This is a genomic window from Staphylococcus sp. GDY8P198P, from assembly GCF_017891615.1.
GTDB lineage: Bacteria > Bacillota > Bacilli > Staphylococcales > Staphylococcaceae > Staphylococcus > Staphylococcus cohnii.
The window spans coordinates 433,287-458,823 of sequence record NZ_JAESJQ010000005.1 but is presented as its reverse complement, the minus strand read 5'-3'; the positions used below and the strand labels follow the sequence as shown (position 1 = coordinate 458,823).

General features: G+C 33.0%; 30 protein-coding genes. 17 read left to right on the top strand and 13 right to left on the bottom strand.

Going from position 1 to position 25,537, the window contains the following annotated elements; translation table 11 throughout:
- Window positions 1-67: 67 nt before the first annotated feature.
- The 3 genes from KA824_RS06615 to KA824_RS06605 are packed head-to-tail and all read left to right on the top strand — an operon-like array spanning window position 68 to window position 2,577.
- Entirely contained in the window at window positions 68-772 is a 705-nt protein-coding gene (locus KA824_RS06615; protein ID WP_145372648.1) for an ABC transporter ATP-binding protein, read from the top strand.
- Between the two features lie 2 nt (window positions 773-774).
- Window positions 775-1,908, top strand: a complete 1,134-nt coding sequence (locus KA824_RS06610) for an ABC transporter permease (RefSeq protein WP_181187330.1) — start codon at window positions 775-777, stop codon at window positions 1,906-1,908.
- An 18-nt stretch (window positions 1,909-1,926) separates the two neighbouring features.
- Window positions 1,927-2,577 (top strand): TetR/AcrR family transcriptional regulator, encoded by a 651-nt coding sequence (locus KA824_RS06605; RefSeq protein WP_107383554.1) that lies wholly within the window; start codon window positions 1,927-1,929, stop codon window positions 2,575-2,577.
- Between the two features lie 75 nt (window positions 2,578-2,652).
- On the opposite strand, the gene KA824_RS06600 is transcribed toward KA824_RS06605, so the two are convergent.
- Window positions 2,653-3,123, bottom strand: coding sequence for a thioesterase family protein (locus tag KA824_RS06600; RefSeq protein WP_107383555.1), 471 nt, complete (start codon window positions 3,121-3,123; stop codon window positions 2,653-2,655).
- 453 nt (window positions 3,124-3,576) lie between these two features.
- On the opposite strand from KA824_RS06600, the gene KA824_RS06595 reads away from it, so the two are divergent.
- Entirely contained in the window at window positions 3,577-4,668 is a 1,092-nt protein-coding gene (locus KA824_RS06595; RefSeq protein ID WP_181187331.1) for a YkvI family membrane protein, read from the top strand.
- Between the two features lie 103 nt (window positions 4,669-4,771).
- A complete protein-coding gene (locus KA824_RS06590; RefSeq protein WP_019469950.1) occupies window positions 4,772-4,978 on the top strand; it encodes a hypothetical protein in 207 nt (68 codons plus the stop codon).
- A gap of 387 nt (window positions 4,979-5,365) precedes the next feature.
- On the opposite strand, the gene KA824_RS06585 is transcribed toward KA824_RS06590, so the two are convergent.
- Genes KA824_RS06585 through KA824_RS06555 form a run of 7 tightly spaced genes read right to left on the bottom strand, consistent with a single transcriptional unit; the run spans window position 5,366 to window position 10,423 of the window.
- Window positions 5,366-6,208: an urease accessory protein UreD gene (locus tag KA824_RS06585; protein WP_107383557.1), complete on the bottom strand. Its 843-nt coding sequence runs from the start codon at window positions 6,206-6,208 to the stop codon at window positions 5,366-5,368.
- Window positions 6,208-6,822 (bottom strand): urease accessory protein UreG, encoded by a 615-nt coding sequence (gene ureG / locus KA824_RS06580; protein ID WP_107385730.1) that lies wholly within the window; start codon window positions 6,820-6,822, stop codon window positions 6,208-6,210. The genes KA824_RS06585 and ureG overlap by 1 nt, the downstream gene beginning before the upstream one ends.
- Window positions 6,823-6,835: 13 nt before the next feature.
- Complete coding sequence (locus KA824_RS06575) at window positions 6,836-7,525, bottom strand: urease accessory protein UreF (RefSeq protein ID WP_107383559.1); 690 nt, start codon at window positions 7,523-7,525, stop codon at window positions 6,836-6,838.
- A complete protein-coding gene (ureE, locus tag KA824_RS06570) occupies window positions 7,518-7,970 on the bottom strand; it encodes an urease accessory protein UreE (RefSeq protein ID WP_107385732.1) in 453 nt (150 codons plus the stop codon). Before ureE ends, KA824_RS06575 begins: the two co-directional genes overlap by 8 nt.
- 11 nt (window positions 7,971-7,981) lie before the next feature.
- Window positions 7,982-9,697 (bottom strand): urease subunit alpha, encoded by a 1,716-nt coding sequence (ureC, locus tag KA824_RS06565; protein WP_119535418.1) that lies wholly within the window; start codon window positions 9,695-9,697, stop codon window positions 7,982-7,984.
- Complete coding sequence (locus tag KA824_RS06560; protein WP_107383562.1) at window positions 9,694-10,107, bottom strand: urease subunit beta; 414 nt, start codon at window positions 10,105-10,107, stop codon at window positions 9,694-9,696. The genes ureC and KA824_RS06560 overlap by 4 nt, the downstream gene beginning before the upstream one ends.
- A 13-nt stretch (window positions 10,108-10,120) precedes the next feature.
- Entirely contained in the window at window positions 10,121-10,423 is a 303-nt protein-coding gene (locus KA824_RS06555) for an urease subunit gamma (protein ID WP_019469957.1), read from the bottom strand.
- 211 nt (window positions 10,424-10,634) lie between these two features.
- Here KA824_RS06555 and yut point away from each other — a divergent pair, with 211 nt between their 5' ends.
- The 10 genes from yut to KA824_RS06505 all read left to right on the top strand — a co-directional run bounded on the left by yut (window position 10,635) and on the right by KA824_RS06505 (window position 19,657).
- On the top strand, window positions 10,635-11,534 hold the full coding sequence (gene yut, locus KA824_RS06550; protein ID WP_107383563.1) for an urea transporter: 900 nt from the start codon (window positions 10,635-10,637) through the stop codon (window positions 11,532-11,534).
- Between the two features lie 107 nt (window positions 11,535-11,641).
- Window positions 11,642-13,126 (top strand): nickel ABC transporter substrate-binding protein, encoded by a 1,485-nt coding sequence (nikA, locus tag KA824_RS06545; RefSeq protein ID WP_394860490.1) that lies wholly within the window; start codon window positions 11,642-11,644, stop codon window positions 13,124-13,126.
- Window positions 13,123-14,103, top strand: a complete 981-nt coding sequence (gene nikB, locus KA824_RS06540) for a nickel ABC transporter permease (protein WP_181187333.1) — start codon at window positions 13,123-13,125, stop codon at window positions 14,101-14,103. The genes nikA and nikB overlap by 4 nt, the downstream gene beginning before the upstream one ends.
- The gene (gene nikC / locus KA824_RS06535) at window positions 14,100-14,921 is read left to right on the top strand and encodes a nickel transporter permease (RefSeq protein WP_181187334.1); all 822 of its coding nucleotides are present in this window, start codon (window positions 14,100-14,102) and stop codon (window positions 14,919-14,921) included. Before nikB ends, nikC begins: the two co-directional genes overlap by 4 nt.
- A complete protein-coding gene (locus KA824_RS06530; protein WP_119517593.1) occupies window positions 14,914-15,699 on the top strand; it encodes an ATP-binding cassette domain-containing protein in 786 nt (261 codons plus the stop codon). The genes nikC and KA824_RS06530 overlap by 8 nt, the downstream gene beginning before the upstream one ends.
- Window positions 15,692-16,384 carry an ABC transporter ATP-binding protein gene (locus KA824_RS06525; protein ID WP_119517592.1) on the top strand — a complete coding sequence of 231 codons (693 nt, stop codon included), beginning with the start codon at window positions 15,692-15,694 and terminating at the stop codon, window positions 16,382-16,384. The genes KA824_RS06530 and KA824_RS06525 overlap by 8 nt, the downstream gene beginning before the upstream one ends.
- 119 nt (window positions 16,385-16,503) lie before the next feature.
- On the top strand, window positions 16,504-17,418 hold the full coding sequence (locus KA824_RS06520; protein WP_181187335.1) for an ABC transporter substrate-binding protein: 915 nt from the start codon (window positions 16,504-16,506) through the stop codon (window positions 17,416-17,418).
- 416 nt (window positions 17,419-17,834) lie between these two features.
- Window positions 17,835-18,248, top strand: a complete 414-nt coding sequence (locus KA824_RS06515; protein WP_181187336.1) for a MarR family winged helix-turn-helix transcriptional regulator — start codon at window positions 17,835-17,837, stop codon at window positions 18,246-18,248.
- Between the two features lie 148 nt (window positions 18,249-18,396).
- On the top strand, window positions 18,397-18,777 hold the full coding sequence (locus KA824_RS06510) for a VOC family protein (protein WP_107504483.1): 381 nt from the start codon (window positions 18,397-18,399) through the stop codon (window positions 18,775-18,777).
- 58 nt (window positions 18,778-18,835) lie between these two features.
- Window positions 18,836-19,657: a Cof-type HAD-IIB family hydrolase gene (locus tag KA824_RS06505; RefSeq protein ID WP_107504482.1), complete on the top strand. Its 822-nt coding sequence runs from the start codon at window positions 18,836-18,838 to the stop codon at window positions 19,655-19,657.
- 60 nt (window positions 19,658-19,717) lie between these two features.
- On the opposite strand, the gene KA824_RS06500 is transcribed toward KA824_RS06505, so the two are convergent.
- Both KA824_RS06500 and KA824_RS06495 read right to left on the bottom strand, forming a co-directional pair.
- Entirely contained in the window at window positions 19,718-20,140 is a 423-nt protein-coding gene (locus tag KA824_RS06500) for a universal stress protein (RefSeq protein ID WP_107385026.1), read from the bottom strand.
- Window positions 20,141-20,246: 106 nt separating this feature from the next.
- Window positions 20,247-21,311 carry a quinone-dependent dihydroorotate dehydrogenase gene (locus tag KA824_RS06495; RefSeq protein WP_181187337.1) on the bottom strand — a complete coding sequence of 355 codons (1,065 nt, stop codon included), beginning with the start codon at window positions 21,309-21,311 and terminating at the stop codon, window positions 20,247-20,249.
- Window positions 21,312-21,516: 205 nt separating this feature from the next.
- Between KA824_RS06495 and KA824_RS06490 the strand changes: the two genes are divergently transcribed.
- Window positions 21,517-22,374, top strand: a complete 858-nt coding sequence (locus KA824_RS06490) for a fructosamine kinase family protein (RefSeq protein ID WP_107385028.1) — start codon at window positions 21,517-21,519, stop codon at window positions 22,372-22,374.
- Between the two features lie 208 nt (window positions 22,375-22,582).
- Here KA824_RS06490 and KA824_RS06485 read toward each other — a convergent pair whose 3' ends face one another.
- Together KA824_RS06485 and KA824_RS06480 are read right to left on the bottom strand one after the other, a co-directional pair.
- Window positions 22,583-22,816 carry a DUF896 domain-containing protein gene (locus tag KA824_RS06485; protein ID WP_107385029.1) on the bottom strand — a complete coding sequence of 78 codons (234 nt, stop codon included), beginning with the start codon at window positions 22,814-22,816 and terminating at the stop codon, window positions 22,583-22,585.
- On the bottom strand, window positions 22,800-23,771 hold the full coding sequence (locus KA824_RS06480) for an LLM class oxidoreductase (RefSeq protein WP_107385030.1): 972 nt from the start codon (window positions 23,769-23,771) through the stop codon (window positions 22,800-22,802). The genes KA824_RS06485 and KA824_RS06480 overlap by 17 nt, the downstream gene beginning before the upstream one ends.
- A 246-nt stretch (window positions 23,772-24,017) precedes the next feature.
- Between KA824_RS06480 and KA824_RS06475 the strand changes: the two genes are divergently transcribed.
- Window positions 24,018-24,785 (top strand): trypsin-like serine peptidase, encoded by a 768-nt coding sequence (locus KA824_RS06475; protein WP_107385747.1) that lies wholly within the window; start codon window positions 24,018-24,020, stop codon window positions 24,783-24,785.
- A 121-nt stretch (window positions 24,786-24,906) separates the two neighbouring features.
- On the opposite strand, the gene KA824_RS06470 is transcribed toward KA824_RS06475, so the two are convergent.
- On the bottom strand, window positions 24,907-25,476 hold the full coding sequence (locus KA824_RS06470; protein ID WP_107385032.1) for a TetR/AcrR family transcriptional regulator: 570 nt from the start codon (window positions 25,474-25,476) through the stop codon (window positions 24,907-24,909).
- Window positions 25,477-25,537 lie beyond the last annotated feature (61 nt).

Sequence of the window (25,537 nt, the reverse complement as noted above, 5' to 3'; positions counted from 1 at the left end):
GTATATCAAAGTGTAATATAACAATAAAGTGAGTATTCACTCACTATTAGTGAGGTGAGGTGTAAAGATGATTGAAGTGAATAATTTAAGTAAATCTTTTGGTGATAAACAAGTATTAAAAGATATAAATGTTGCTTTTGAAAAAGGTGAAATCGTCGGTTTAATTGGTCCATCTGGAACTGGTAAAACAACATTAATTCAATGTATGTTAGGTATGGAGCGTATTGATGTAGGTTGGGTAACGATAGATGACGTTGAAATGCCCAATAGAAAAATTTTAGGTGATATTGGATATATGGCTCAAAGTGATGCACTTTATACTGACTTGACGGGGAGAGAAAACTTAGAATTTTTTGGCAGTATATACATAAAAAAAAGAAAAGACATCAAGAAACGTGTGGAAATATGTAGTAATATGGTGAAACTTCAAGAGGCATTAGATAAAAAGGTATCGACATATTCTGGAGGCATGAAACGTAGGTTGTCATTGGCTATTAGTTTTTTACAAGATCCTAAAATATTAATACTAGATGAACCTACCGTTGGTATTGATCCTAAACTTAGACAAGCGGTATGGAAAGATTTGGATGCGGCAAAATCAGAAGGAAAAAGTATTCTTGTCACAACACATGTGTTAGATGAAGCTACACGCTGTGACAGACTATTACTTATGAACCATGGTGAAATTATTGCAATGGGCTCACCGCAAGATATTAAAACCCAGTATCAATCTGAATCAATTGAAGAAGTGTTTTTGAAAATGGAGGACTAAATATGAATGCATTTTATATTACTAAACGAATTTTCAAACAAACAATCAGAGACATACGTACGTTGATGTTATTGCTAGTAGCACCGTTGTTAATATTAACGCTACTGTATTATATATTTACAGTTTCAGACAACTCAAATGGTGTGAAGGTAGGTGTTCATGATATTCCTGAATCACTGAAACAAGAATTACAATCACAAGACATCACGATTGAAAATTTTAAAAATCATAACAATATAGATGACAAGATAAAAGAAGATAATTTGACTGGGTTTATACACATGCAAAATCATGAGTTAGAAGTCACTTTTGCTAATGATAATCCTACAGATAAGGGAGTCATGGCTTCTACAAACCAAAAGTGGTTAACCAATCATAATATGAGTCAAATGAAAGAAAATACGAAATCATTAAAAAAAGCATTAGAGCAAGTTCAATCGCAAATACCTGACAATGCTAATACAGGTCAAAGTATGACCGAGAATCGTGAACCGATAAAAATTAATACACATTATTTATATGGGGATAAAGATGCTACATATTTTGATACGATTAATCCAATTTTAATAGGATTTTTCGTCTTCTTCTTCACATTTTTAATTTCTGGCATCGGTTTATTAAAAGAGAGAACCTCAGGAACGCTAGAACGATTATTATCTTCTCCTATTAAGCGAAGCCATATTATTTATGGCTATATTATGGGATATGGTATTTTTAGTGTTATTCAAACGTTTGTAGTAGTTATTTATGCCATATATGTATTAAATATAGCTGTTGAGGGGTCGATTTGGTTAGTTCTAGCTACAACAGTATTAACAGCACTCGTAGCTTTAACGTTTGGCATACTGTTGTCTACTTTTGCATCTTCAGAATTTCAAATGATTCAATTTATACCACTTGTAATCGTACCGCAAGTATTATTTGCAGGTTTAATACCAATATCATCGATGAATATAGGCTTACAATACTTTGCACATTTGATGCCATTATTTTATACCGGACAAGCTATGCAAGATGTAATGATAAAAGGATTTGGTGTGCAGGATATTTATATCAACTTGGGTGTATTATTTGGTATTTTTGTAGTATTACTAATATTGAATATTTTAGGAATGAAGCGTTATAGAAAAGTTTAAATATAGGTGGTATCATACATGAATCGGAATATTAAAGATATCGTGGAAGAAATTGTACCTAAATTAGAGCATTTAACTGAAAAGCAACGTTTAGTGATTGAAAGTGCCCTTATACTTTTTAGTGAAAAAGGTTATAAACAAACAAGTACAAGTGATATTGCTAAGCGGGCAGGTGTTGCTGAAGGTACAGTATATAAACAGTTTAAAAATAAAGAATCATTACTCTATGCAGGCCTGGTGCCAATTATAAAAGATAACATAGCGCCTACTGTAGCAGAGGAGTTCTTAAGTGAATTGAATCGCGCAAGCAACTTGGAATCATTTATAAATACATTTGTAGACAATCGTTCTAAATTTATTTATGAAAATAGAATGCTGTTAAAAGTATTCTTTAATGAAGCGATGACAAGTAAAACATTTCAGTCGGTGTTATTAGAAGTATTTAATAAGCGTTTAGTCTCTCATTTGAAACCAATGATCAATAAGATGATAAGTTGCAATGAAATGCGGCATGTTGAATCGGAGTTTTTTGTACGTAGTTTAATTGCTCAAACGATCAATTTAAATATTGGTTATTTAATTGATTTGAATTATAAACATGACGATGTGTATGAAAACCATTTATTATTTACAAAGGAAAGTCTTTACTACATGTTTACAGCAAAATAACAAAAAGGGTTAGTTAAAATAATGAAAGTAGAACAGAAATGAAAGTTGGATTTCCGTTCTACTTTTATTTTTTTTCTATTTTCTAGGTATGCCAATAACATGACCTAGTTGTGATGGCGCGTTAAATGGCTTTTGCATATTAAAAGCTGCTTGTATTTTCTCTAGAATAGGCTGTGGGAATGCCATGCTACGACGTGTAACTTTACTAACGCCTATCATGATCACTTCATATGTAGCAATACGCTCATCATTATTGTTGTACATTGTCAGGAATAAATGTACTCTTTTCGCATCATAATCATAAATATGTACTTTAACATAAAAGTCATCTTCTAATACGAGTTCTTTTAAAAAGGAAATATGCGCTTCCAAACTAAAAATAGTAATTTCATGTGTTTGTCGATAAGAAACATATAAGTCGACTGATTCGAAAAATCCAACGACGACATCACTGAAAATGGAATAATATTGTGCATCATGCATATGGTTATTGTTATCTATCCAAGATGGTTGCACGGTGTTTTTATAAATGTATTCCTCTGCCACAAAATCACTCCTAAAGTATAAATTTAATAGTAGCCTATATTATTGTAACAACATTAAACATTTTAAGTTAGTAATTTGATTGAATCTGTACATAATTCAATATTACTTATTGAAAATGTGGAATTGATAAACAAATTCAAGTAAGTTATCATAAAAATGTAAACGCTTGCATTTCGAATGTTTTGAGTTTATATCTTTATTTATAAATTTAAAATAAAAGGTACAGAAATTTTGAATTCAAACAAATTTCAGTATCGTACTAAGGTTTGGATGGTAAGGATAAAAGGGTACAGGATTAGGGTCCTGTGAAAATAGTATGTTAAATTCACAAACATATTTGAAACTTGCGCATCCTTTGCCAATATCAAAGATGCATGCGAGTGAAGTGATATTATAGGCGTTTGCGAATGCTTATAAATGAAATTCAATGTAACTTTAGCGAAGGGGATTTATATGAAAAGGATATTTTTAATAGGTAGTGCATTCATCGGTATTATCGTGGGTGCAGGTTTTGCTTCAGGGCAAGAAATACTACAGTATTTTACTAGCTTTGGAACGGTGGGCATACTCGCGGGTATTGTTTCTACCGTGTTATTTGCTTATGTAGGTATGATGCTAGTATGGTTAGGCAGTATATTTAAAGCTGAAGGGCATAACGACGTGATACATAAATTGACTGGTGGTACAATGTTTGGCAAAGTCATTGCTTGGTTAGTAGACATTGTGCTCATTATTGCATTATTTGGATTTGGTGTCGTTATGCTTGCAGGTGGAGGTTCAAATTTTGAACAACAATTTGGCATACCTGCTGTGTACGGTACTGCACTTATGGTTATATTAGTACTCGTATTTGGTATGTTACGTGTGGATAACGTTGTTAAAGTAATCGGTAATATTACACCTTTATTGATTATCTGTATTGTTATTGTTGCTATATATTGTTTGTTTACGATGTCAGGTTCGTTTAGCGAATTAGATGCATTGGCTAAAAGTCATACATCTGCTGTTCCGCATTGGTTTATCGCAGGTGTAAATTATGTTTCGCTTAATGTAGGATTAGGTGCATCAATGTCAATTGTTATGGGAGGTAATGAGAAAAATAGTAAAGTTGCTGCATGGGGTGGTTTAGCCGGTGGTATTGTCTTAGGGTTAATGATTATGATTAGCCATTTGGCAATTTTTTCTAAGATTGAAACAGTTGGCCACTTACCGTTACCAATGTTAGGACTAGTCAATGATATTTCACCTATTTTAGGCGTGTTTATGTCAATTGTTATTTATTTAATGATTTTTAATACATGTTTAGGTATGTTTTATTCATTAGCTACACGTTTCACTGAAATAGAGACGAAACAATTCAAAATATTTTATACGATATTTACTTTAATCGGTTTTGCAATTAGTTTTGCAGGTTTTACAGATTTAATGACATTTTTCTATCCGGTAATAGGTTATATGGGTATCATTATTATAATCGTATTAAATTATGCACCATTTAAGGTGAGAAGAATAAAAAAACAAGGTAAATCATTACAAGATTTGTAAAACATCATTTAGAAATAACTATATATTTTTTGTAGCGTAAATATTAAGATAAAATGTACGGATAAGAAATAATAACTATTGAAATCCGAAAGGAGCCAATCGCATGGTTTATGTTGCATTAATCGTATTAATTATAGCGATTATATTACTGATTTATTCTATTGCATTACTAATGGGAAAAGATGGATCATTATTTAGCTTATTTACGCATGAAGAAAAATCATTAAAAAAAGGGCAAAAGTTAGCGATTTATATCGCGACAATTTTATTGTTAGTCATTAGTATCGTATGGTTGCTAAATATTATTTAAAGTAAATGGTATGAAAGTTGTTATAACATTATAAGTTTTTTCAGACTGTCGACAAAGTCTCCGACTTTGTTGGCAGTTTTTTTGTGCACGCTTTCCACGGGCACTGCCTTAGCCTGTAGTCTTCGGCTAGTGCGCTTACCGCAGGACTCGGCCTAAATAATTGCCAATATTATACGAAGAACATTATATATATATAAATTAAATAGTGTTGGTAATGGTCTGAAAGACCACTGCTATTTGAAAAACAACTATATAAATAAAAATAAACAAACCCTACGCATTAATTTGCACAGGGTATGTCTAAGTTCTTTTTATTGAGTATAAATTGTATGTTTCATGCTCTTTGAGGTTGGAATTACTATTTCATAATATACGACATGATTAAGGTTAATATTTTCTTAAGAAATTGACTTCTCTGTCAAAGATATGCTGTGCAACGTACGTTTGAACAGCATTTAAAATGCGCTCGATAATTTGTGTTTTATTTGATAAGATTCGAATGCTGAAACCATGCGTTGGTAATTGCGTAATACCAAAACGACAATTATATAGTTTATGATAATGCTTGATGTAATCATAAACGTCATCTATAAAAGTTTGATTGACTTCAGGATGTATGAAATAGCATGAACCTAAATGTGTATAGTCTTCCATATATCCTAGGCCATCAACTTTATTTTTAGTTGGATCAAGTAACAAATTATCAAATGTTACGAGTTCATTTTCAACATAAATTTCATTAAGTAGATGCATATACGTATATGTGAAGGCTTTATCTTCTTTTGAATAACCGGGTGTCAGTATATCTGTATAGAATAGTGAACCGCTAGCACTCAAATTAAACGTATTATGTTGGAAAAACTTAGCGTTTTCAAAGGCAATAATAGGATCGCCGACATATTCAATATAAGCATTGTCTTTAATTTTAAAACTTTGATATTGTTCGACATGATCATTTAATGTTTTATAGATTTTTGTCGCACCTTGTGAAGTTAAAGTCACATTTGCATTTTCTTCTGCTGTGAAATCCATTTTGTAACGGTCACCATCTAAATAACCACCACCTACATTTACAATATAAAATGTAGGTATATCTGAGCCGTTTAAGTAGACTGGGCGTATGACTTTTAATGCCTTCTCAAAAAAGATATCACGCGCAACAGATTTTCTACCATTATTAAAAACAGTTAAATCTAATACGCCAGTCCATTTTTGCTGTGCATTTGCCATTAAGCTAAACCTTTAAGAAAGACATCCTGATCTATCCATTCGATAACCTTATCTAAGCCTTCATCTGTTTTAAGATTAGTAAATGCAAATGGTCTTTTGCCTCGGAATGTTTCAGTATCTTCAGCCATACGTTCTAATGAAGCGCCGACATACGGAGCCAAATCAGTCTTGTTAATTACAAAGAAATCAGATTTAATCATGCCTTGTCCGCCTTTGCGAGGGATTTTTTCCCCTTGAGCAACGTCGATAATATATATAGAAAAATCGACTAACTCTGGACTGAAAGTCGCAGCAAGGTTGTCGCCACCAGATTCGATAAAGATTAAATCGATATCTTCATTGCGTTCTTTTAATTCATCGATAGCAGCAAAGTTCATTGAAGCATCTTCACGAATTGCTGTATGTGGGCAGCCACCTGTTTCAACACCTATAATGCGATCTGCAGGTAACACGCCTGAATTAACTAAAATCTTTTCATCTTCTTTTGTATAAATATCGTTGGTGATGACACCTATGCTAAATTCTTTAGATAATTGTTTCACTAATTTTTCAATAAGTTGTGTTTTCCCTGCACCTACAGGGCCACCAACACCTATTTTAACTGTCTCTGTCATTGAAAATGCCCTCCTAAGATATGAATATTCTTACATTTACGTTCTCATGTTCCATCTGGTTGATTTCTAATCCGGGTGCAGTGATACCTAATTGTGACTCCTCTAATGTCATAATATGATTTCTTGTTTCTTTCATAAAGGGAATCATTTCATGGACGATTCTTTGACCAGCAGTTTGTCCTAAAGGAATCGCACGAACTGCGTTTTGTGTTAAACTCGATACATTTTGATATAAATAGTAATCGATAATCATTTCAATATCGACACCTAAATAATGACCAAGCATTGTAAAACAAATCGCCGGATGCAATTTTGCTTTTTTATTTTTGTTTTGCGTTTGATACCACTTTATCCATTCACTATCGTAAAGTTCTGCTGCTAGTTTGACCATGCGATTACCCATTTGTTTTGAACCTTGTCTGGTTTCTTTAGGCAGGTTTTGTACAAAAAGTATGCGATCTAAATACAATATTTTTTCAGTGTTATGATGATTTAGTGCATCGTAGACTAAGCGCATCGTTAAGCCGTCAGCAAATGAAAGTTGTTCATTTAAGAATAATTCAAGCCATTGTTTAAAAGATGCTTCATCATGGACAATATCTCTTTGGATATATGTTTCAAGACCGAATGAGTGACTGAAAGCGCCAGTCGGAAATTGAGAATCACAGAATTGGAATAAGCGTAAATGTGCGTGATCAATCATGTGAATGACCTATATGTCTAAATGCTTGGTTTACTTTTCTATCTTCGTGGCTGTAGGGTATGCCTAAGTCTTTCAATAAATCTTCTACGAGATAGTCATATTGTACAAGCATCTCTGTTTCTGTGAATTGTGCTGGCAAGTGTCGATTGCCCAACTGATGAGCAATGTCACCCATTTCTTGTAATGTACGTGGCTTGATAACTAATAAATCTTCTGAATTGACGTCTACAATAATCATATTTGTATCGTCTTGATATAGAATATCACCATATTGTAAATCGATTGGCTGTTTTAAACGAATGCCAATTTCATTACCATGATCTGTTGTAACACGTTGAATACGTTTCACTAAGTCAGAATTTTCAAGGTAAACTTTTTCAACATGTTTGTTTTTTTCATTTTGCGCAAGATTTGCAATATTACCTTTAATTTCTTCGATGATCATACTTTATCCTCCTAGAATAAGAAATAACGTTGCGTTAGTGGTAACTCAGTAGCTGGTTCACTTGTTATTTTCTCACCATCGACAAATACTTCATAAGTTTGCGGGTCTACATCTAGTTTAGGTGTAGCGCTATTATTTTTCATATCTGCTTTAGTTAAATTACGAATATTTTTAACTGGTCTTAATTTACGTTTTAAGCCTAAACTTCTGCCAATATCATTTTCATAAGCAGTGGATGAAACAAAAGTGATAGCAGTACTTTGCATATTACCACCTAATTGTCCATACATATTACGATACTTGAGTGGTTCAGAAATTGGAATAGAGCCGTTAGCATCGCCGTTGATTGCTGTACTGATCATGCCACCTTTAAGCACTATCTCAGGCTTAACGCCAAAGAACGCTGGGTCCCACATTACAATGTCTGCAAGTTTACCTTCATCAATAGATCCAACATATTCTGAAATACCATGTGTGATTGCAGGATTGATTGTGTACTTCGCAATATAACGTTTGATACGGTTATTATCGTTATATTCACCGTCTCCTTCAAGTGCACCACGTTGTTCCTTCATACGATGGGCCACTTGCCATGTACGTGTGATTACCTCACCAACACGACCCATAGCTTGGGAGTCGGAACTTACCATACTAAATACCCCTAAATCTTGTAATACGTCTTCTGCAGCAATTGTTTCTTTACGAATACGAGAGTCAGCAAAAGCAACATCTTCAGGGATAGAAGCGTTAAGGTGATGTGTGATCATAACCATATCTAAATGTTCATCTATTGTATTGTGTGTGTATGGTAAAGTAGGGTTAGTGGATGATGGCAAAATGTTTGAGTAAGAGGCTGACTTAATTAAGTCGGGTGCGTGCCCGCCACCAGCACCTTCAGTATGGTACATGTGTAATACACGGTCTTTAACTGCTGCCATTGTTTCTTCCATAAATCCAGCTTCGTTTAAAGTATCTGCGTGTAAGGCAACTTGAATATCGTAGTCATCTGCGACTTGTAAAGCGTGATCTAAAGCAGATGGTGTTGCCCCCCAGTCTTCATGGACTTTAAGACCAATGACACCTGCATGAATTTGTTCGACGAGGGCAGTGTGGTTAACAGCTTGTCCTTTCCCAGTAAAACCAATGTTTAATGGAATTTGTTCTGCTGCTTCCAACATGCGATGAATATACCAAGGTCCAGGCGTAACAGTTGTTGCTTTTGAGCCTTCAGAAGCTCCAGTACCACCACCGATTAATGTAGTTGTGCCACTTTCTAATGCAACGAGTGATTGCTCTGGGTTGATAAAGTGGACATGTGTATCAATGGCACCAGCAGTTATAATTTTACCTTCTGCAGCAATGACATCAGTCGTTGCGCCAATAACGATATCAACATTATCCATAATGTCTGGGTTACCCGCTTTACCAATTTTCATAATATAGCCATTTTTCACACCAATATCTGCTTTGATTACTTTGTCATAATCAAGGATTAGCGCATTAGTAATAACTAAATCTGCAACTTTTTTGTCGTCTCTTGTTACGTTAGGGTTTTGAGCCATACCGTCTCGGATGGATTTACCGCCACCGAAAGTAGCTTCGTCACCATATGTAGCGAAATCTTTTTCGACTTTAGCGAATAGGTTTGTATCACCGAGTCTTACTGAATCACCAATTGTTGGTCCATAAAGACTCGTGTATTGAGATTGCGTCATTTTGAAACTCATCTTTTATACCCACTTTCTTTATTAGCATTATCTTCTGATAAATTGGACTCATCGATAATTTCTGATTCTTTAGTGTAATCATCTGGTTTAAATACACGTGTGTCGTCTATAGGACCATTTATTTTTCCGTGGAAACCAAAAATATTACGATTTCCTTTATATTCTACTAATTGAATTTCTTTTTCATCACCTGGTTCAAAACGAACTGCAGCACCTGCGGGTATATCTAAACGTTTGCCATAGGCGTGTTCACGATTAAAATCTAATGCAGGATTCACTTCGAAAAAGTGAAAGTGAGAACCAACTTGTATAGGCCGATCGCCTGTGTTTTTTACAGTGATGACTGTGGCATGAAGCCCTTTGTTAACATCGATTTCTGTACGTTTAACAATAATTTCACCTGGTTTCATCATGTATCCTCCTTTAGACTATCGGATGATGGACAGTAATTAATTTTGTACCATCAGGGAATGTTGCTTCAATTTCTAAATCAGTTAACATATCTGCAACACCTTCCATGACATCATCTGCGCTTAATATTTGTTTTCCATAACTCATAAGTTCTGCTACTGATTTCCCATCGCGCGCCCCTTCTAACAATTCAAAACTGATGATAGCGGCTGCTTCAGGATAGTTTAATTTTAATCCTCTTTGTTGACGTCTACGTGCTAAATCGGATGCAATGACTAACATTAACTTATCTTGCTCACGTTGTGTAAAATGCACGTTGTTCACTCCTTTTCCAAAACTGTTAAAACCAATACCAATGTGTATGTGTCTACATTTTAATAATAAAGGGTTGCTAGGCTAACTACAAGAATTACACATTAAGGAAAGGTGTGGAAATAGCGAATTTAGTAAAATTTGAAAGGCTTTTAATTATAGGTTGTATGATATAAGATGAATAACGTAAATTTTATAGAAATCAGGTGACATTGTGAATGCGATTCAAATATTATTAAAAAATATCGCACAGGTTTTATTGTTGAACAATGCATGGACAGGTTTATTTATCTTAATAGGTCTATTTATAGGTAGTTGGAAAGTCGGTTTAATGGCCCTCATCGCTAGTTTAACATCACTATTATTAGCTAAATATACAAATTACTCGGACGAAGAGATTAATAGTGGTTTAGCAGGTTTTAATCCAGTATTGACAGCAATTGCATTAACGTTATTTTTAGTACCTGAATGGTATAGCTTATTGATAGTCATCGTTGCAATAATTATAACGATGCCGTTAGGATCTGCATTTAGAGAGTTTTTCAAACCTTTTGGTGTACCTATGTTAACGATGCCATATGTATTTGTAAGCTGGGTTGTTTTATTAATGTCTTTTCAATTCAAGTTTGTAAATGCAGATGTAAAAATATTGCCTAATACAGTCAAAGAAATTACATATTCCGGACATCATATCGATTTTATTAGTGCCTTTTTATCAGGTTTTAGTGAAGTATTTTTATTAAAAAGTGTTTTAGCAGGTATTTTCATTTTGACTGGGATATTTATTGCTTCAAGAAAAGCAGGACTCTACGCAATGATTGCTAACGTCATTGGCTTTGCAGCTGTTACAGTGCTCGGTGCAAATCATGATCAGATTAATGATGGTTTATTTGGTTATAATGTCATTCTTACAGTTTTAGCGTTAGGAGTGGCATTTAAAACTAGAATTCCGCGATATATGAGTATTGTGCTTGGTGTCTTACTCACGGTAGTTATACACGCAGGCATGATTACATTGCTAACACCATTTGGCTTACCTGTCTTTACCTTACCGTTTATTATTGCTACATGGATTATGTTATTCGCAGGAAATAGTATGCGTGTACAAAAATAAGTAACCTCTGAAGCATGAAGTTTAATTAAATGTACAAACTAAGTATAATAAAAGAGGGTGTGCTTTGTGGATAGATTATTATTCAATAAAAATTGTTGGAAAGAGGTATGTTTATGAAAAAAATCATCACAGTATTAGCTTCTACAGCAGTAATTTTGGCTGGTTGTAGTGGCTCTAGCAGCCAGTCTAAAGGAAAAACTTTAGATATAGAATTACCTTTGAAAACGACATCTATCGCACCATATGAAACAGATGTACCTGTGAAGGTAGGTGCTGCAGAATCATTATTTAAAGCGACAGCAGATGGTAAAGTTCAAAAGTTGCTAGTTAAATCTTACGAACAAACATCACCGACTCAATTAGATTTAATATTAAAAGATAATATTAAATTCCAAAACGGAAAAAAAGTGACAGGTGAAGCAGTTAAAGCCAGCTTGGAGAAAAGCATTCAAAAAAGTGATTTAGTCAAAGGTTCACTGCCAATCAAAGATATCAAAGTGGATGGACAAAAATTGCAAATCACAACTAAAACTGCATATCCTGAACTCATTTCAGAATTAGCTAGTCCATTCTCAGCTATTTATGATACTGAAGCTAAAGGAGATATAAATAAAACCCCTGTAGGCACTGGTCCATATCAAATTAAAGATTATAAGCAATCACAGAAAATTCAATTGGACCGAAATAAAGATTATTGGCAAGGGAAACCAAAACTAGACCACATCAATGTTACATATCAAGAAGACGGCAATGCCCGCACGAGTGATTTAGATTCTGGAAAAGCAGATGTTATTACGGATGTACCTGTTGAAAAAGTTAAATCATTAAAAGAGAGTGATAAGACGAAAATTTCATCTGTCTCTGGTTTCAGAACTGGATTATTATTATACAATCATACAAGTGATAAAATGACAAAGCAGGTTCGTGAAGCATTAGATAAAGTCATTGATCGTAAGCGTATAGCAGATAACGTTTCAAAAGGCTATGCAACACCTGCAACTGGACCATTTAATAAAAAACTGGACTTTATAAAAAATAAAGATGTGCAAAAACAAGATATTGCTCAAGCTAAAAAAATAATGGAAGATGCAGGTTACAGTGAAGCACATCCATTAAAACTGACGATATCTACGTATAATGGACGTCCAGAATTACCTAAAATTGCACAAGTAATTCAGTCAGATGCTAAAAAAGCTAATATTGATATCCAATTACGTAATGTGGATGACATACAGGGTTATTTAAAAGATAAAGATCAGTGGGATGCCTCACTTTACAGTTTTGGTACAATTCCTAGAGGGGATACGGGTTATTTCTTTAACCAAGCTTACAAACCAAAAGGCGCAATTAATGCAGGTGGCTATGATAATCATAAGGTCACAGCATTAATAGATGAGTTAAATAAAACAGTAAACAAAGAAGAACGTAATAACATTACTAATCAAATCATTGATATTACAAGTGATGACATTGCAAACAGTTATATTTCTTATAACGATAATATCGTTGGAATGAATAATGATGTAGAGAATTTAACTTCAACACCAGAAGGTATTTATCTTATTGACTATAAGGTTGATAAAAAAGAATGATATTAAAACATATACTTTCTAGAATTGGACAAATGATCATTGAATTGTTTGTCCTTTCTACTATCACTTTTATATTAATGAAACTCACGCCTGGAGACCCTGTTGATAAAGTTTTGCACTTAGATGTAGCGAATGTTTCAAGTGAACAAATTGAAGCTACGAAAGAACGATTAGGAATCAATCAATCCCCGGTAGTGCAATATTTTCAATGGTTAGGTCAGATAATACAGTTAAACTTCGGTACAAGTTATCAAACTGGAGAGCCTGTGATTAAAGAATTGATTTTTTACACACCTCCAACGTTAATCATTGCAGTATTAACGATTGTTATCGTATTTCTAGTTGCTATTCCTTTGGGGATATTAGCAGCAAAACGATATCATACATGGATAGACACTTGGATAAGAATATTGACTTCATTTACGGTGAGTGTGCCTTCCTTCTTTTTAGGAACGATATTAATTTATATATTTGCACAACAACTAAATATACTGCCTTCATCAGGTTTAGACTCTATCGCCGGTTATATATTGCCTGTAATCGCATTAAGTATTGGCATGAGTGCATATTATGTAAGGTTAATGCGTTCGACTTTAGTTGAACTATATCAATCTAAAGAAGTAGAAGCGGCTAGACTGAGAGGAATGTCAGAGCACTACATCTTATGGAAAGACTTATTTAAGCCAGCTATTGTCCCCGTGATTACTGTATTAGGTATGTCTGTTGGTAGTTTGATTGGTGGTACGGTAGTGATTGAAAATTTATTTGGGATACCAGGTCTTGGTCACTTTCTTGTAGATAGTATTAGAGCAAGGGACTATCTAGTAGTACAAGGTGCTGTTATCATGATTGGATTCTTTGTGGTGTTGGCCAATACGATTAGTGATTTGTTACTTTTATGGATCGATCCTAAACGTCGTTTTAACAAAATAAATGATACATTAAAACGTCAAGGCCAGGATGGTGATATTGAATGAGACATAAGAATAAAGGGGATTTTATTTTTTATGTGTTTGGTATTTATGTATTGTTACTCATCGTAGCCCAATTTTTTATTTCAACAGATAGTGCATTAGAGGTACATTTGAATCATACACTAGAGCTTCCTAATAGCACACATTGGCTAGGTACGGATGATTATGGCCGAGATTTACTAGCAAGAGTGATTGTCGGTGCAAGATATACATTAATCATCAGTTTAATCACTTTGTTGATTACCGTAATAATTGGTGTGCCACTGGGACTTTTAGCAGGTTATAAAAAAGGTCTTGTTGATACGATTATTATGCGTGTTATCGACATAGGATTGAGTATTCCAGAATTTGTGTTAATGATTGCTATGGCAAGCTTCTTTAAACCGAGTATATGGAATTTAGTGATAGCAATTACTATTATCAAATGGATGACTTACACACGACTCACACGTTCAATTGTAAGTGGTGAAATAAGTAAACCATATATTCAAATGGCTAAGCTATTTAATGTACCAAAACATCGCATTATTTTAAAACATTTTTTCCCACAAGTGATGCCTTCTGTGATTGTTTTAATGACCGTAGATTTTGGGAAAATTATACTTTATATTTCTTCGTTATCATTCTTAGGTTTAGGTGCACAGCCACCTTCTCCAGAGTGGGGAGCAATGTTAAATGCAGGTAGAGATTATATCAGTTCATACCCATTGTTATTAATTGTACCCGCATTTTTAATCACATTAACTATTTTATTATTTAATTTAACTGGTGATGCATTGAGAGATAGACTTTTAAAAAGAAAGCGTGATGCTGATGGCTAATAATAACCTTTTAGAAATTACAAACTTAACCATCACAGATATCAATGGTCAAAGACTCGTAGACCATCTTGATTTAACATTACGAAAAAGTAAAGTGAATGTTTTGGTAGGTGAAAGTGGTTCTGGCAAAAGTTTAACTGCAAAAGCACTCGTACAACAAGTTCCTAGTATGTTGACGACACATTTTGATTCATTAGTTTACAAAGGACAATCAATCAATGGTGTAAGCAATTTACTAGGAAAAGAAATTGGTTTTATATCTCAGGATTATACACATAGTTTTAATGATCACACAAAATTAGGTAAGCAATTGCTTGGTATTTATAAAATGCATTATAAGGTAGATAAAACTACAGCTAATAAATTTGTAAAGCAAGCACTTAAATGGGTAGATTTAGATTCAGAAGCAGTGATGACACGTTATAGATTTAATTTATCAGGTGGTCAGCTTGCAAGGGTTCAAATCGCCAGTGTTTTAATGTTAAATCCAAGCGTTATTATTGCCGATGAACCTACAGCGTCATTAGATGCAATCACAGGTTATAATGTGATGCATTTAATCAAGCACTTAGCAGAAGTTCATAAAGTGACCTTATTGATGATTACGCATAATTTATCTCACGTGCTTGATTTTAGTGATTGGATTAGCGTCATTCAACATGGCAAAATCATAGACTTTAATCATGTTCAAGCATTTAAGGATGGAAATGTAAAACCATACAGTCTTAAATTGTTTGATGCGCGTAGTCAGTTAAGGAAGGATGACATAAATGATTAAGTTGCAAAATATAAACTTTGCTTATAAAAATGCTCCTATTTTAAAAAATATTAATTTAACGATAGTTTCAAATGAAAAAGTTGGCATTGTTGGTGAAAGTGGTTCTGGTAAAACGACGTTGGCTCATGTAATGTTAGGATTATTAACCAATTATCAAGGTCAATATTCAACACAAGGACTAAGTATGCTTCCGATATTTCAACATGCATACGATAGTTTTAATCCCAAATTCAAAATACAAACCGCACTAGAAGAACCAATACGATATTATAAAGGTTCACAATCAACAGCAGATATTCGCGCAAGTCTTAAATATTTAATGTCATATATGCATTTAGAAGAATCATTATTACAAAAGTTTCCAGACGAGTTAAGTGGTGGACAGTTACAACGATTTAACACAATACGTACATTAATGCTAGCACCGGATATGTTAATCTGCGATGAAATAACTGCTAGTTTAGATGTGATAGCTGAACAAAGAATGATAAAAGTTTTGAAAGACTACCATGATCAAACAAACAAAGGAATCATTATGATTTCTCATGATATTGCTTTTTTAAATCAATTTGTTGAGCGAATTGTTGTTATGAAAGATGGAGAAATTGTCGATGATTTTCCGATTGCGTATTTATTTTCTGAAGAACGCCACCATTATACCAAAGCGCTACTTTCTATATATTAAGTTGAGTCATCATTCATGCACAATCAACAATTATTTGTGGTTCGTTCAATATAAATGAAGTATAATATATAATTAAGCTCAGTTTAAATTGTAAACATATGAAAAGGGGATATTTAGGAATGAAAAAATTATTATTACCATTACTTGCACTTATTTTGGTATTAGCAGCATGTGGTAATCAATCTGATAATGAGTCATCAAAAAGCAAGAAAGAAACAAAGACGTATGTTCAAGATTCAGGAGATAAAGTAAAAATACCTAAAAAGCCAAAACGTATTGTCGTACTTGGTGCAACTTATGCAGGTGGTTTAAAACAACTTGATGGGAATATAGTAGGTGTAGCTAACATCGTGGATGATAGCAAAGTATTAAAGGATAAATTTAAAGACGTTAAAAAAGTAGACGCAGAGAATGTGGAAAGTGTCGCAAAGTTAAAACCAGATTTAATTATTACTTATAATACTGATAAAAATTTAAAAAAATTAAATAAAATTGCTCCCACAATTGCTTTTGATTATTTGAAACATGATTACAAAGAGCAACATCAAGAGCTAGGAAAAATAATAGGTAAAGAAAAACAAGCAAATGCCTGGATTGATGAATGGGAGAAAAAGACAAAAAATGACGGTGAAACAATAAAAGAGGCTATTGGTGAAGACACAACTGTTTCAATTATCAAAGATTTTGATAAAAAAGTATATGCACTCGGTAAGACATACGGTCATGGTAGTGAAGTATTGTATGATGCATTTGGCTTGAAAATGCCAGAAAATGTTGAAAAAGCTACTGAGAAAAATGATTTAGCTGATATATCTGAAGAAGAAATTCCAGATATGGCAGGTGATTATGTCGTTACACCAGTCGCTAAAGGAACTCAATTATCTTTTGAAAATAAAGATTTATGGAAAAGTACTGAGGCTGTCAAAAATGGACATACAATTAAAGTGGATGAGGGCATTTATTGGTTAAATGATCCTTACTCTTTAGAATATGAACGTAAAGATTTGAAAGAGCAAATATTGAAAAAGCAATAAGCATAAATCGTGTTAATTTAACAAATTAAAACCATTTTAGTCACTATTAACAGTTGAAACACTAATAGAATTGAACTTATTTTATTAGTATTAATTGTTAGTACTCTAAAATGGTTTTTTGTATTATGCTCAAGATAAACAATATTATAATTATATGTTGTTGATGTATAAAAAAAGTGGAAATTGGGAGTATCACGTCTTTAGTTCGACATTTTTATCCTTTAAACTAAAAAGTAGATACCGAAACTTATAGAATATTGAATAATATAGTTTATAAAAGCAACGTATTTATATAGGTAGTCATATGAAAAAAGTGCAACACTTGGAAATAATGTTTTTTGTACAACATCATTTCAGCATTAATTAATAAATGACCTAAGAAACTTTCAAACGTATGATTAGTGGGGAGATATACAATGAAAAAAGAACAAAAAGTGGATAATTGGATTAAAATGACTAAATATATACATTATATTGAAGCGATGATTGAAAGAAAATTGAAAGATCAATATCATCTAAGTATTAAAGAATTTTATGTATTATATGAAATTTATAAGTCAGAGAATAAAAAATACAAAATCAATGATTTGATTAAAGTGGTTGACTTAAGTCAAAGTGCGATGTCTAGACTTATTGTAAGAATGGAAAATACAGAGACGCCACTTGTATATAGACAAGAATGTGTAGAAGACCAACGCGCCATGTACATTTACCTAACTGGTTATGGAGAAAAAGTAACTCAGACAGCACTAAATACTTACGATCAATTATTAAAACAAGTTAATTTAAAGAGTATCAGCGCTTTGACAAACATGGATGAGAATGGTTAGAGTCTACCGTAATTGAAAGCTAAAATAAATATTTTCAAGCTTTGTGCTATTGAAATAGAAAATGATAAAGTCATGTTTTTAAAAGTGATTTATGTTTTACTATAAGTGTGTAATACGTTGAAAAATTTGAAAAGGGAGAGGATGGCTAATGGAAATTAATGCTGCATGGCTCAATTTACCAGTACAAGATTTGGAAGCAAGTGAAAAATTTTATGATACGATAGGATTTACAATCAAAAAACATAAAGACATGATGAATAAAATGCGAGGTATTCAGACGAAAGATGGCCAAATCATTATGCTGATAGAAAAAAAGCAATTTGAAAAAGTTTCTAGACTTTCATCTATAGGTAACAATGAAGCATTAGTGTCACTTTCAGTTTCAACAAAACCAGAAGTTGATACGTTAGTTTCGTTGGTTGAACAAGCAGGCGGAAAAGTACTAGAAACAGGCACGGAACATGAGGGGTATTACGGGGCCTTATTTAGTGATATAGATGGCCATTTGTTCAATGTCATTGTGATGTAATGACTTATTATATAATCCCATCTTTTAATGATTTGTACAGGAATGGAAGGTGTAACATTTGATAAAAGCAATAGCAGTAGATAAAGACGGTACCTTTTTTAAATCGGATAATACCTATGATGAAGCTTATTTCAATAAAATTTTTGAAAGCATGATGGAAAGAGATATAAAATTTATCATTGCAAGTGGTAACCAATATGCACAATTACGTTCATTTTTTTCAGGTAAGGATCATCAGATAACGTATATAGCTGAAAATGGCGCAGTTACGTATCAAAATAACAAGTTAGAAGCAGCTGAATATTTTGATCAACAATTGGTATTTGACGTTTTAAATTTGATTATTAATCATTATCATATTGAAGATATTGTGTTAAGCGGAGTTAAAAGTGCTTATGTATTAGAAGATGTGGGTAATGACTTTTTATCATTTTTATATAAATATTATTTTAATATAACGAAAGTTTCTGACTTTAAAACTATTGAGCAAGATGAATTTGTTAAGATTGCGCTTAGAATTAAAGATCCATTACTTTTAGATGAAGTAATGAAAGGTTTGAAAGCACAATATGGTGAAGAAATAAAGCCAGTTACAAGTGGAAATGATAGTTTGGATTTAATATTACCTAAAGTGAATAAAGGTGTAGCGATTAAAACACTTTTAGATAAATGGGATATACAACCACAAGAATTGCTAGCTTTTGGAGATGCAAATAATGATATAGAAATGTTAGCTTTGACTCCAAATAGTTATGCAATGGCTGAATGTAGTCCTGAAGTGGCTGATGTCGCAAATTACAAAGCGCCTTCCAATGATGAATCAGGTGTGTTACAAGTCATCGAGCGATATTTAAAACAAGATAACGATATTACAAACTAAAATAACGACAAAAACTCATTATTCCTTAATAGAATAATGAGTTTTATTAATGATGTTAAATTATTTTATAATAAGTACAGGAATATTTGCGCTATTAGCGATTTTATGAGTAACATTTCCCAGTACATTTTTTATGTCTGGTTTGGCCCGTTTATTACTCATAACGATGATATCATAGCTATTTTCTTCGATTTCACTTAATATTTCTTGTTTAATGTAGCCAGAACGAAACTTCACTTGAATTTTTAAGCCGAGTGATTCTAATTTTTCAACAAAAGGTGATATTTCATTGCCTTTTTCTTCAGCTAATTCTTCAAAATGTTTGCCACCATAGCGAACCGAAGTTTGTAAATCACCTTCAGGTATAACGTTGAAAATAGTGATTTTTGCATTGTCAACGCCGGTAGTTAAATTTTGTAATTCTTTAGGAACGTTATTAAAAGAATTATCAAAATCATATGCTAATAATATATTTTTATACATTGTAGCGCCCCCTTCGGTAATTGTTTACCCTATATAATAAAAAATCATCATAATTTCACAATTAATATTTTACAATAAATAATTCGATAAGAAAAACTAAAATATTTTACGCATCTAATCCTATGATATCATCGATATGTTTGTATCCATTTCTTAGTAAATATTGTGCAAGCTGTTTGTTCATAGTTTTAGTTAATCCAGGCCCTTCAAATACGAGTGAACTATAAATTTGAACCAGCGATGCACCATGACGTAACATTTTGATGACGTCATTCACTTCGGAAATGCCACCAGTACCAATGATTAAAAACTGACCTTGCGTTTCTTTATAGGCATGTGCAATCAGTTTTAAATTTCGCTTAAATAAAGGTTTTCCACTTAACCCGCCAGTTTCTTTTTGATTAACGGAATGTAATTGTTCACGTTTTTGCGTAGTATTCGCTAAAATGATGCCATCAAACGTTTGTGTTATAGGTTTGAGCATTCGAGACAAACTTTCTGTACTAAGGTCAGATGTTAATTTTATAAAAATAGGTACGTTAAGATCATGTTGTGTTTTATAATTTTGTATAGCAGCACATAATTGAGAAAATTCATTTTTATCATGAAAACTTTGTAGGTTTTCCGTGTTAGGAGAACTGATATTAACGGTGAAAAATGTGACGTCATTTTTAAATGTGTCTATGACTTTTATATAATCTTGGTAACGTGCTTCATACGGCGTTGCTTTATTTACCCCAACATTTAAGCCAATAGGCGTATGGTAACTATATTTTCTTAGATTACTCAACGCTTTGTTCATACCTAAATTATTAAATCCCATACGATTGATTAGCGCGTGGTCTTCTACTAATCGATACATGCGTGGTTTAGGATTGCCAGGCTGTGGTTTAGGTGTTACGCCGCCTAATTCTAACGATCCAAATCCTACTTTATCTAGTGCTTTTGGAACTTCACAAGATTTATCAAATCCCGCAGCTAATCCGATTGGATTTTCAAAATGTATACCTTTGATGCTTTGAGATAATATAGGGTTCCTATAATGAAATAATTTTTCGAGTATTGGCAGCAATTTAGTGTACTTTTGAGGGATTTTAAGGGCATTAATCGTCATACCGTGTGCTTTTTCAGGGTCTAATTGAAATAAAATAGGTTTAATTAACTTATACATGTTGTAATCGCTCCATTTGTTTAAATTAGTAGTAGATGAAAATATATGTCTTTAATAGACTAGCATTTTAGTATTCATATGCCTAGTATAAATAAGAAATATTAATATAACCTTCAAATTATTAGAGAAGACACTGATTTTGATTAAATTTTAAATAAAACGGTAATAGTACAATGATGTGATGGAATAATGGAGGGATATTTTTATGAAAAAACAATGGCAATCACAATTACCATTAGACAATATAGAGTCTATTGTACCAGTAAGCGGTGGAGACGTTAACGAAGCCTATCGCGTAGAAACATCTCAAAAGCCATATTTTTTATTAGTACAACGTCAGAGAAGTAAAGCCTTTTTTGATGCAGAAGTTGCTGGCCTCAATTTGTTTGAAAAAGCTGGAATTACTGCGCCAATAGTCATTGATAGTGGTGAAATCGATGGAGATGCCTATCTTTTGCTAAGTTTTTTAAATGAAGGAAACCAAGGTAGCCAAGCTGAACTTGGAGAATTGGTAGCTAAATTGCATCAACAACAGCAGCCAGATGGCAAGTTTGGTTTTGATTTACCTTATGAAGGCGGTGATGTATCATTCGACAATGATTGGTCTGATAGTTGGACGACCATATTTGTTGAACGTCGTTTAGATCATTTAAAAGATAGATTAGTAGATCAAGGTTTATGGATAGAGGAAGATGTACAAACTTATCATAGAGTGCGGGAAGTAATTGTAAGTGCGTTGAGTGACCATACAAGTAAACCCTCATTATTGCACGGTGATTTGTGGGGTGGTAATTATATGTTTTTAGAAAATGGTCAACCTGCATTGTTTGATCCGGCACCACTATATGGTGATAGAGAATTTGATTTAGGTATAACTACTGTGTTTGGTGGCTTTACTCAAGCTTTTTATGATTCCTATAATAAGCATTATCCTTTAAGTAAAGGTGCCAATGAACGACTAGAATTTTATCGTTTGTATTTATTAATGGTGCATTTACTGAAATTTGGAAGTATGTATGCGGGCAGTGTAGATCGATCCATGGAAACCATATTAAATAGTTAAACGTAGAAAAGATGCTTCTTTGTTGTTATATAGTTTTGTTACACATTGCTTTCATTACAAATATTTCAGCTTAAAAAGTGTTAGAAAGCATCAACCCTTTAAAATGAAAAGATAAGTATAAAATATGATGAACAAACTCATTAATACGTTTCAATTTAATGGTTATATAGAAAACCCGTCAAGTATCATTTGCTTGACGGGTTTTTTATTAATCTAAATTTAGTGTGCCCATTTCTTCACGCAATTTATAAACTTTATCAGGTGTAACATCTTCACCTAAAGGATCTACAACTTTTAAAGTAGAAAATGTGTTAACGACTTGGCCGCGAATCATTTGAAGATATTCTTGTCTTAACACGTGTTGCTCTTGTTTTTCTTCTACACTCAAAGTTTGCACTTTTTCTTTGTTTGCTAATTGGTTAATTCTATCTAGTAGTTTCATAAATTTTGTCCTCCTGTAAATGTCGAGGTGGAAAGTGTGGAATAATTTCATTACCGACCTCTGTTAATATTTCTTTATAAGTTCTGTCGTTGGCTATAAACTGCAACATTATATGATTGGTTCCGATACGTTCATACGCTTTTAGGATGTTTAACAAAGTGTTTCTTCCTAGGCGATAACCACCTTTAATCGGCTTTACAAGTTCATTCGGATTAACTGATAAATCAATTACCAAAGGATGCATAAAGGGTTTGAATGTATTGTTTTGATGCCATTGCTGTAATAAAGCTTTTTGTTGTTGGAAAGGTTGAGGATAAAATAACCAACCATCCACATGTGTTTTTAACCAATCAATATGTTGTTTGGCGTATCCTGTTGCGAACATAGGAATATGCTTATGCTTTGGTAATACTTGTAAGCCAGAATCTTCGTACAGTTCAAATAAAGTATTTGACGTTTGTGGTGATGATGATTGCCATAATTCTTTTAAAGATGACACAGCTGATTGAAAATGTTGACTTAGATCGTTTGGATTGATTTTAAAAGTTGGAAATTCAAATTGACGATCTCCAGTAGCAATCCCTAATAACAATCGCTCGTTTGATATTAAATCAAGAGAGGCAGATGCTTTAGCAATATGCACAGGATGACGTAATGTTGCAACAATACTAGATGTTCCGAGAGCGATTTTGGATGTGTTGGCAGCGATGAAAGTTAAAAACACAAACGGATCGTAGTTTGTCGTTACATTACCAAGGTGCGGACTATATAAAGGATTATCTCGCACAAATAAGCTTGTGAATCCAAGTTTTTCAGCATATTGAACTAATGCTATTTGTTGATCAATTGGCAATGCGATATTTTCAGGATCATCAAAGGGTAACATTAATCCTAAGGTTAAATGTTCCTGTTGAAAAGTTCTTTGAAAACCATTGTGTGTTTGAATTGTTGTCACGTCTATCCCTCCTCTTCAATTAAATTAAACAACGACTGTAAACTAAGTAACACTTGTTGTTTAGATAAATTATATGGCATGATTTATTATAATGCAAACAACATGTTTATAAATTCATTGTATAAGCGACAAAGTGAGCAATATGTTGTTTAAATCACATAATTAATGTACTAAGTAATAATTGATTAAAATCTTAAAATTCTGTAAATTTAAAAAGTAATATTTTTTAATAGGAGGTAGGTTTTGTTGAAAAACATATTAGTCGGCATCATTATAGGTACATTATTATTTTTATCAAGCACTATCAATGCTGAGGCACAAGCACAAAATCAAAATGATACTATGAAAAGTTCGCAACAGACTAATGAGAGGAATCAAATAGGTACTGCCACACCAAGAGTCATGCTACCAGGTGAAAATAGACATCAAATTGAAAATACTCAATCTGGTCATTACCAATCCATTGGCTACATAGAAAAAGGAGAAACAATCGCTACTGGTGTGGTTGTTGGTAAAAATACAGTATTGACGAATAAGCATGTAGTAAATAACGGTAATGGAAAGCTATCATTTGCACCTGCTGCTGAAAATGAAAATAGTTTTCCGTATGGTACATTTACAGAAAAAGAAGTGGTAGCCTATCCTGGAGATGCTGACTTAGTACTAGTTCATTTTAATAAAAATGGTGAAGGGCAGTCAGTTGGAGATGTTGTGACACCTGCCACAATTGGTGAAACTAGTACTGTGTCTAGTAATGATCCAATAACAGTTACAGGTTATCCAGGTGACAAACCTTTAGCAACGATGTGGGAAAGTTCGGGTAAAGTCATAAGTAATAATGACAGTATATTAACATATAGTGCCAGCACATTTGGGGGAAACTCAGGCTCGCCTGTCTTTAATGCAAATAATGAATTAATTGGTCTACATTACGGTGGTATAGAAGGAGAAAGCAATAATGCAGTAGCGATTACAGGTGAAGTATTGGAATTTATCAATGATCACAATGTTTAAACATTTATTTTACTTAAATAAATTAAGCCCCTCGTTAAATAAGTTACGATAACTTATTTAACGAGGGGCATATGAATGATTAAAGCATAACTATTTTCATTGTCCAAACGCATTGTGCGAATTATTTTTGATTTGAAAGTTGGGATGTAATGAAGGGTAATGACTTGTTGATGTATGATTCAGCAGGTAAATTACTCGAATGGAACCAATGTTTAGCGATGCCGTATAATCCCCATGATAGAAAACGTGCACTTGTAGCAAGTGTCTCTCTATCTATATCTTTGTGTTCATCAGACATTAATTTTAAAAAAATATCTTCTAATTCTTCTTTAATTCTTTTCTCGACAATTTCCCCATATGCTTCACTATTTAGACGGCACTCTTCATGAGTATCTTGGATATAACTAGTAATTGTAATAAAACATTGGCACAGTGCTTTTTCATTTAATTCTGCAACCATATTGAGCGATTGATTTAAATTTTTTAAGATTGTTTCAGACAGTGTATATTCCATGATGTCATATTTATCGTAAAAATGAGCATAAAAGGTAGCGCGATTGACAGTGGCACGTTCGGTAATATCTTTAACCGTAATTGATACTAACTTTTTTTCTTTTGCAATTTCACGAAAAGCGTCCATTAATAATTTTTTAGTTCTTATAATACGGGGATCTATATGAGTATGAGTCAATTAATTACACCTCTATATTTGTTATTATCATTAGACAAATTATCTTGCTTTACGAACAAGT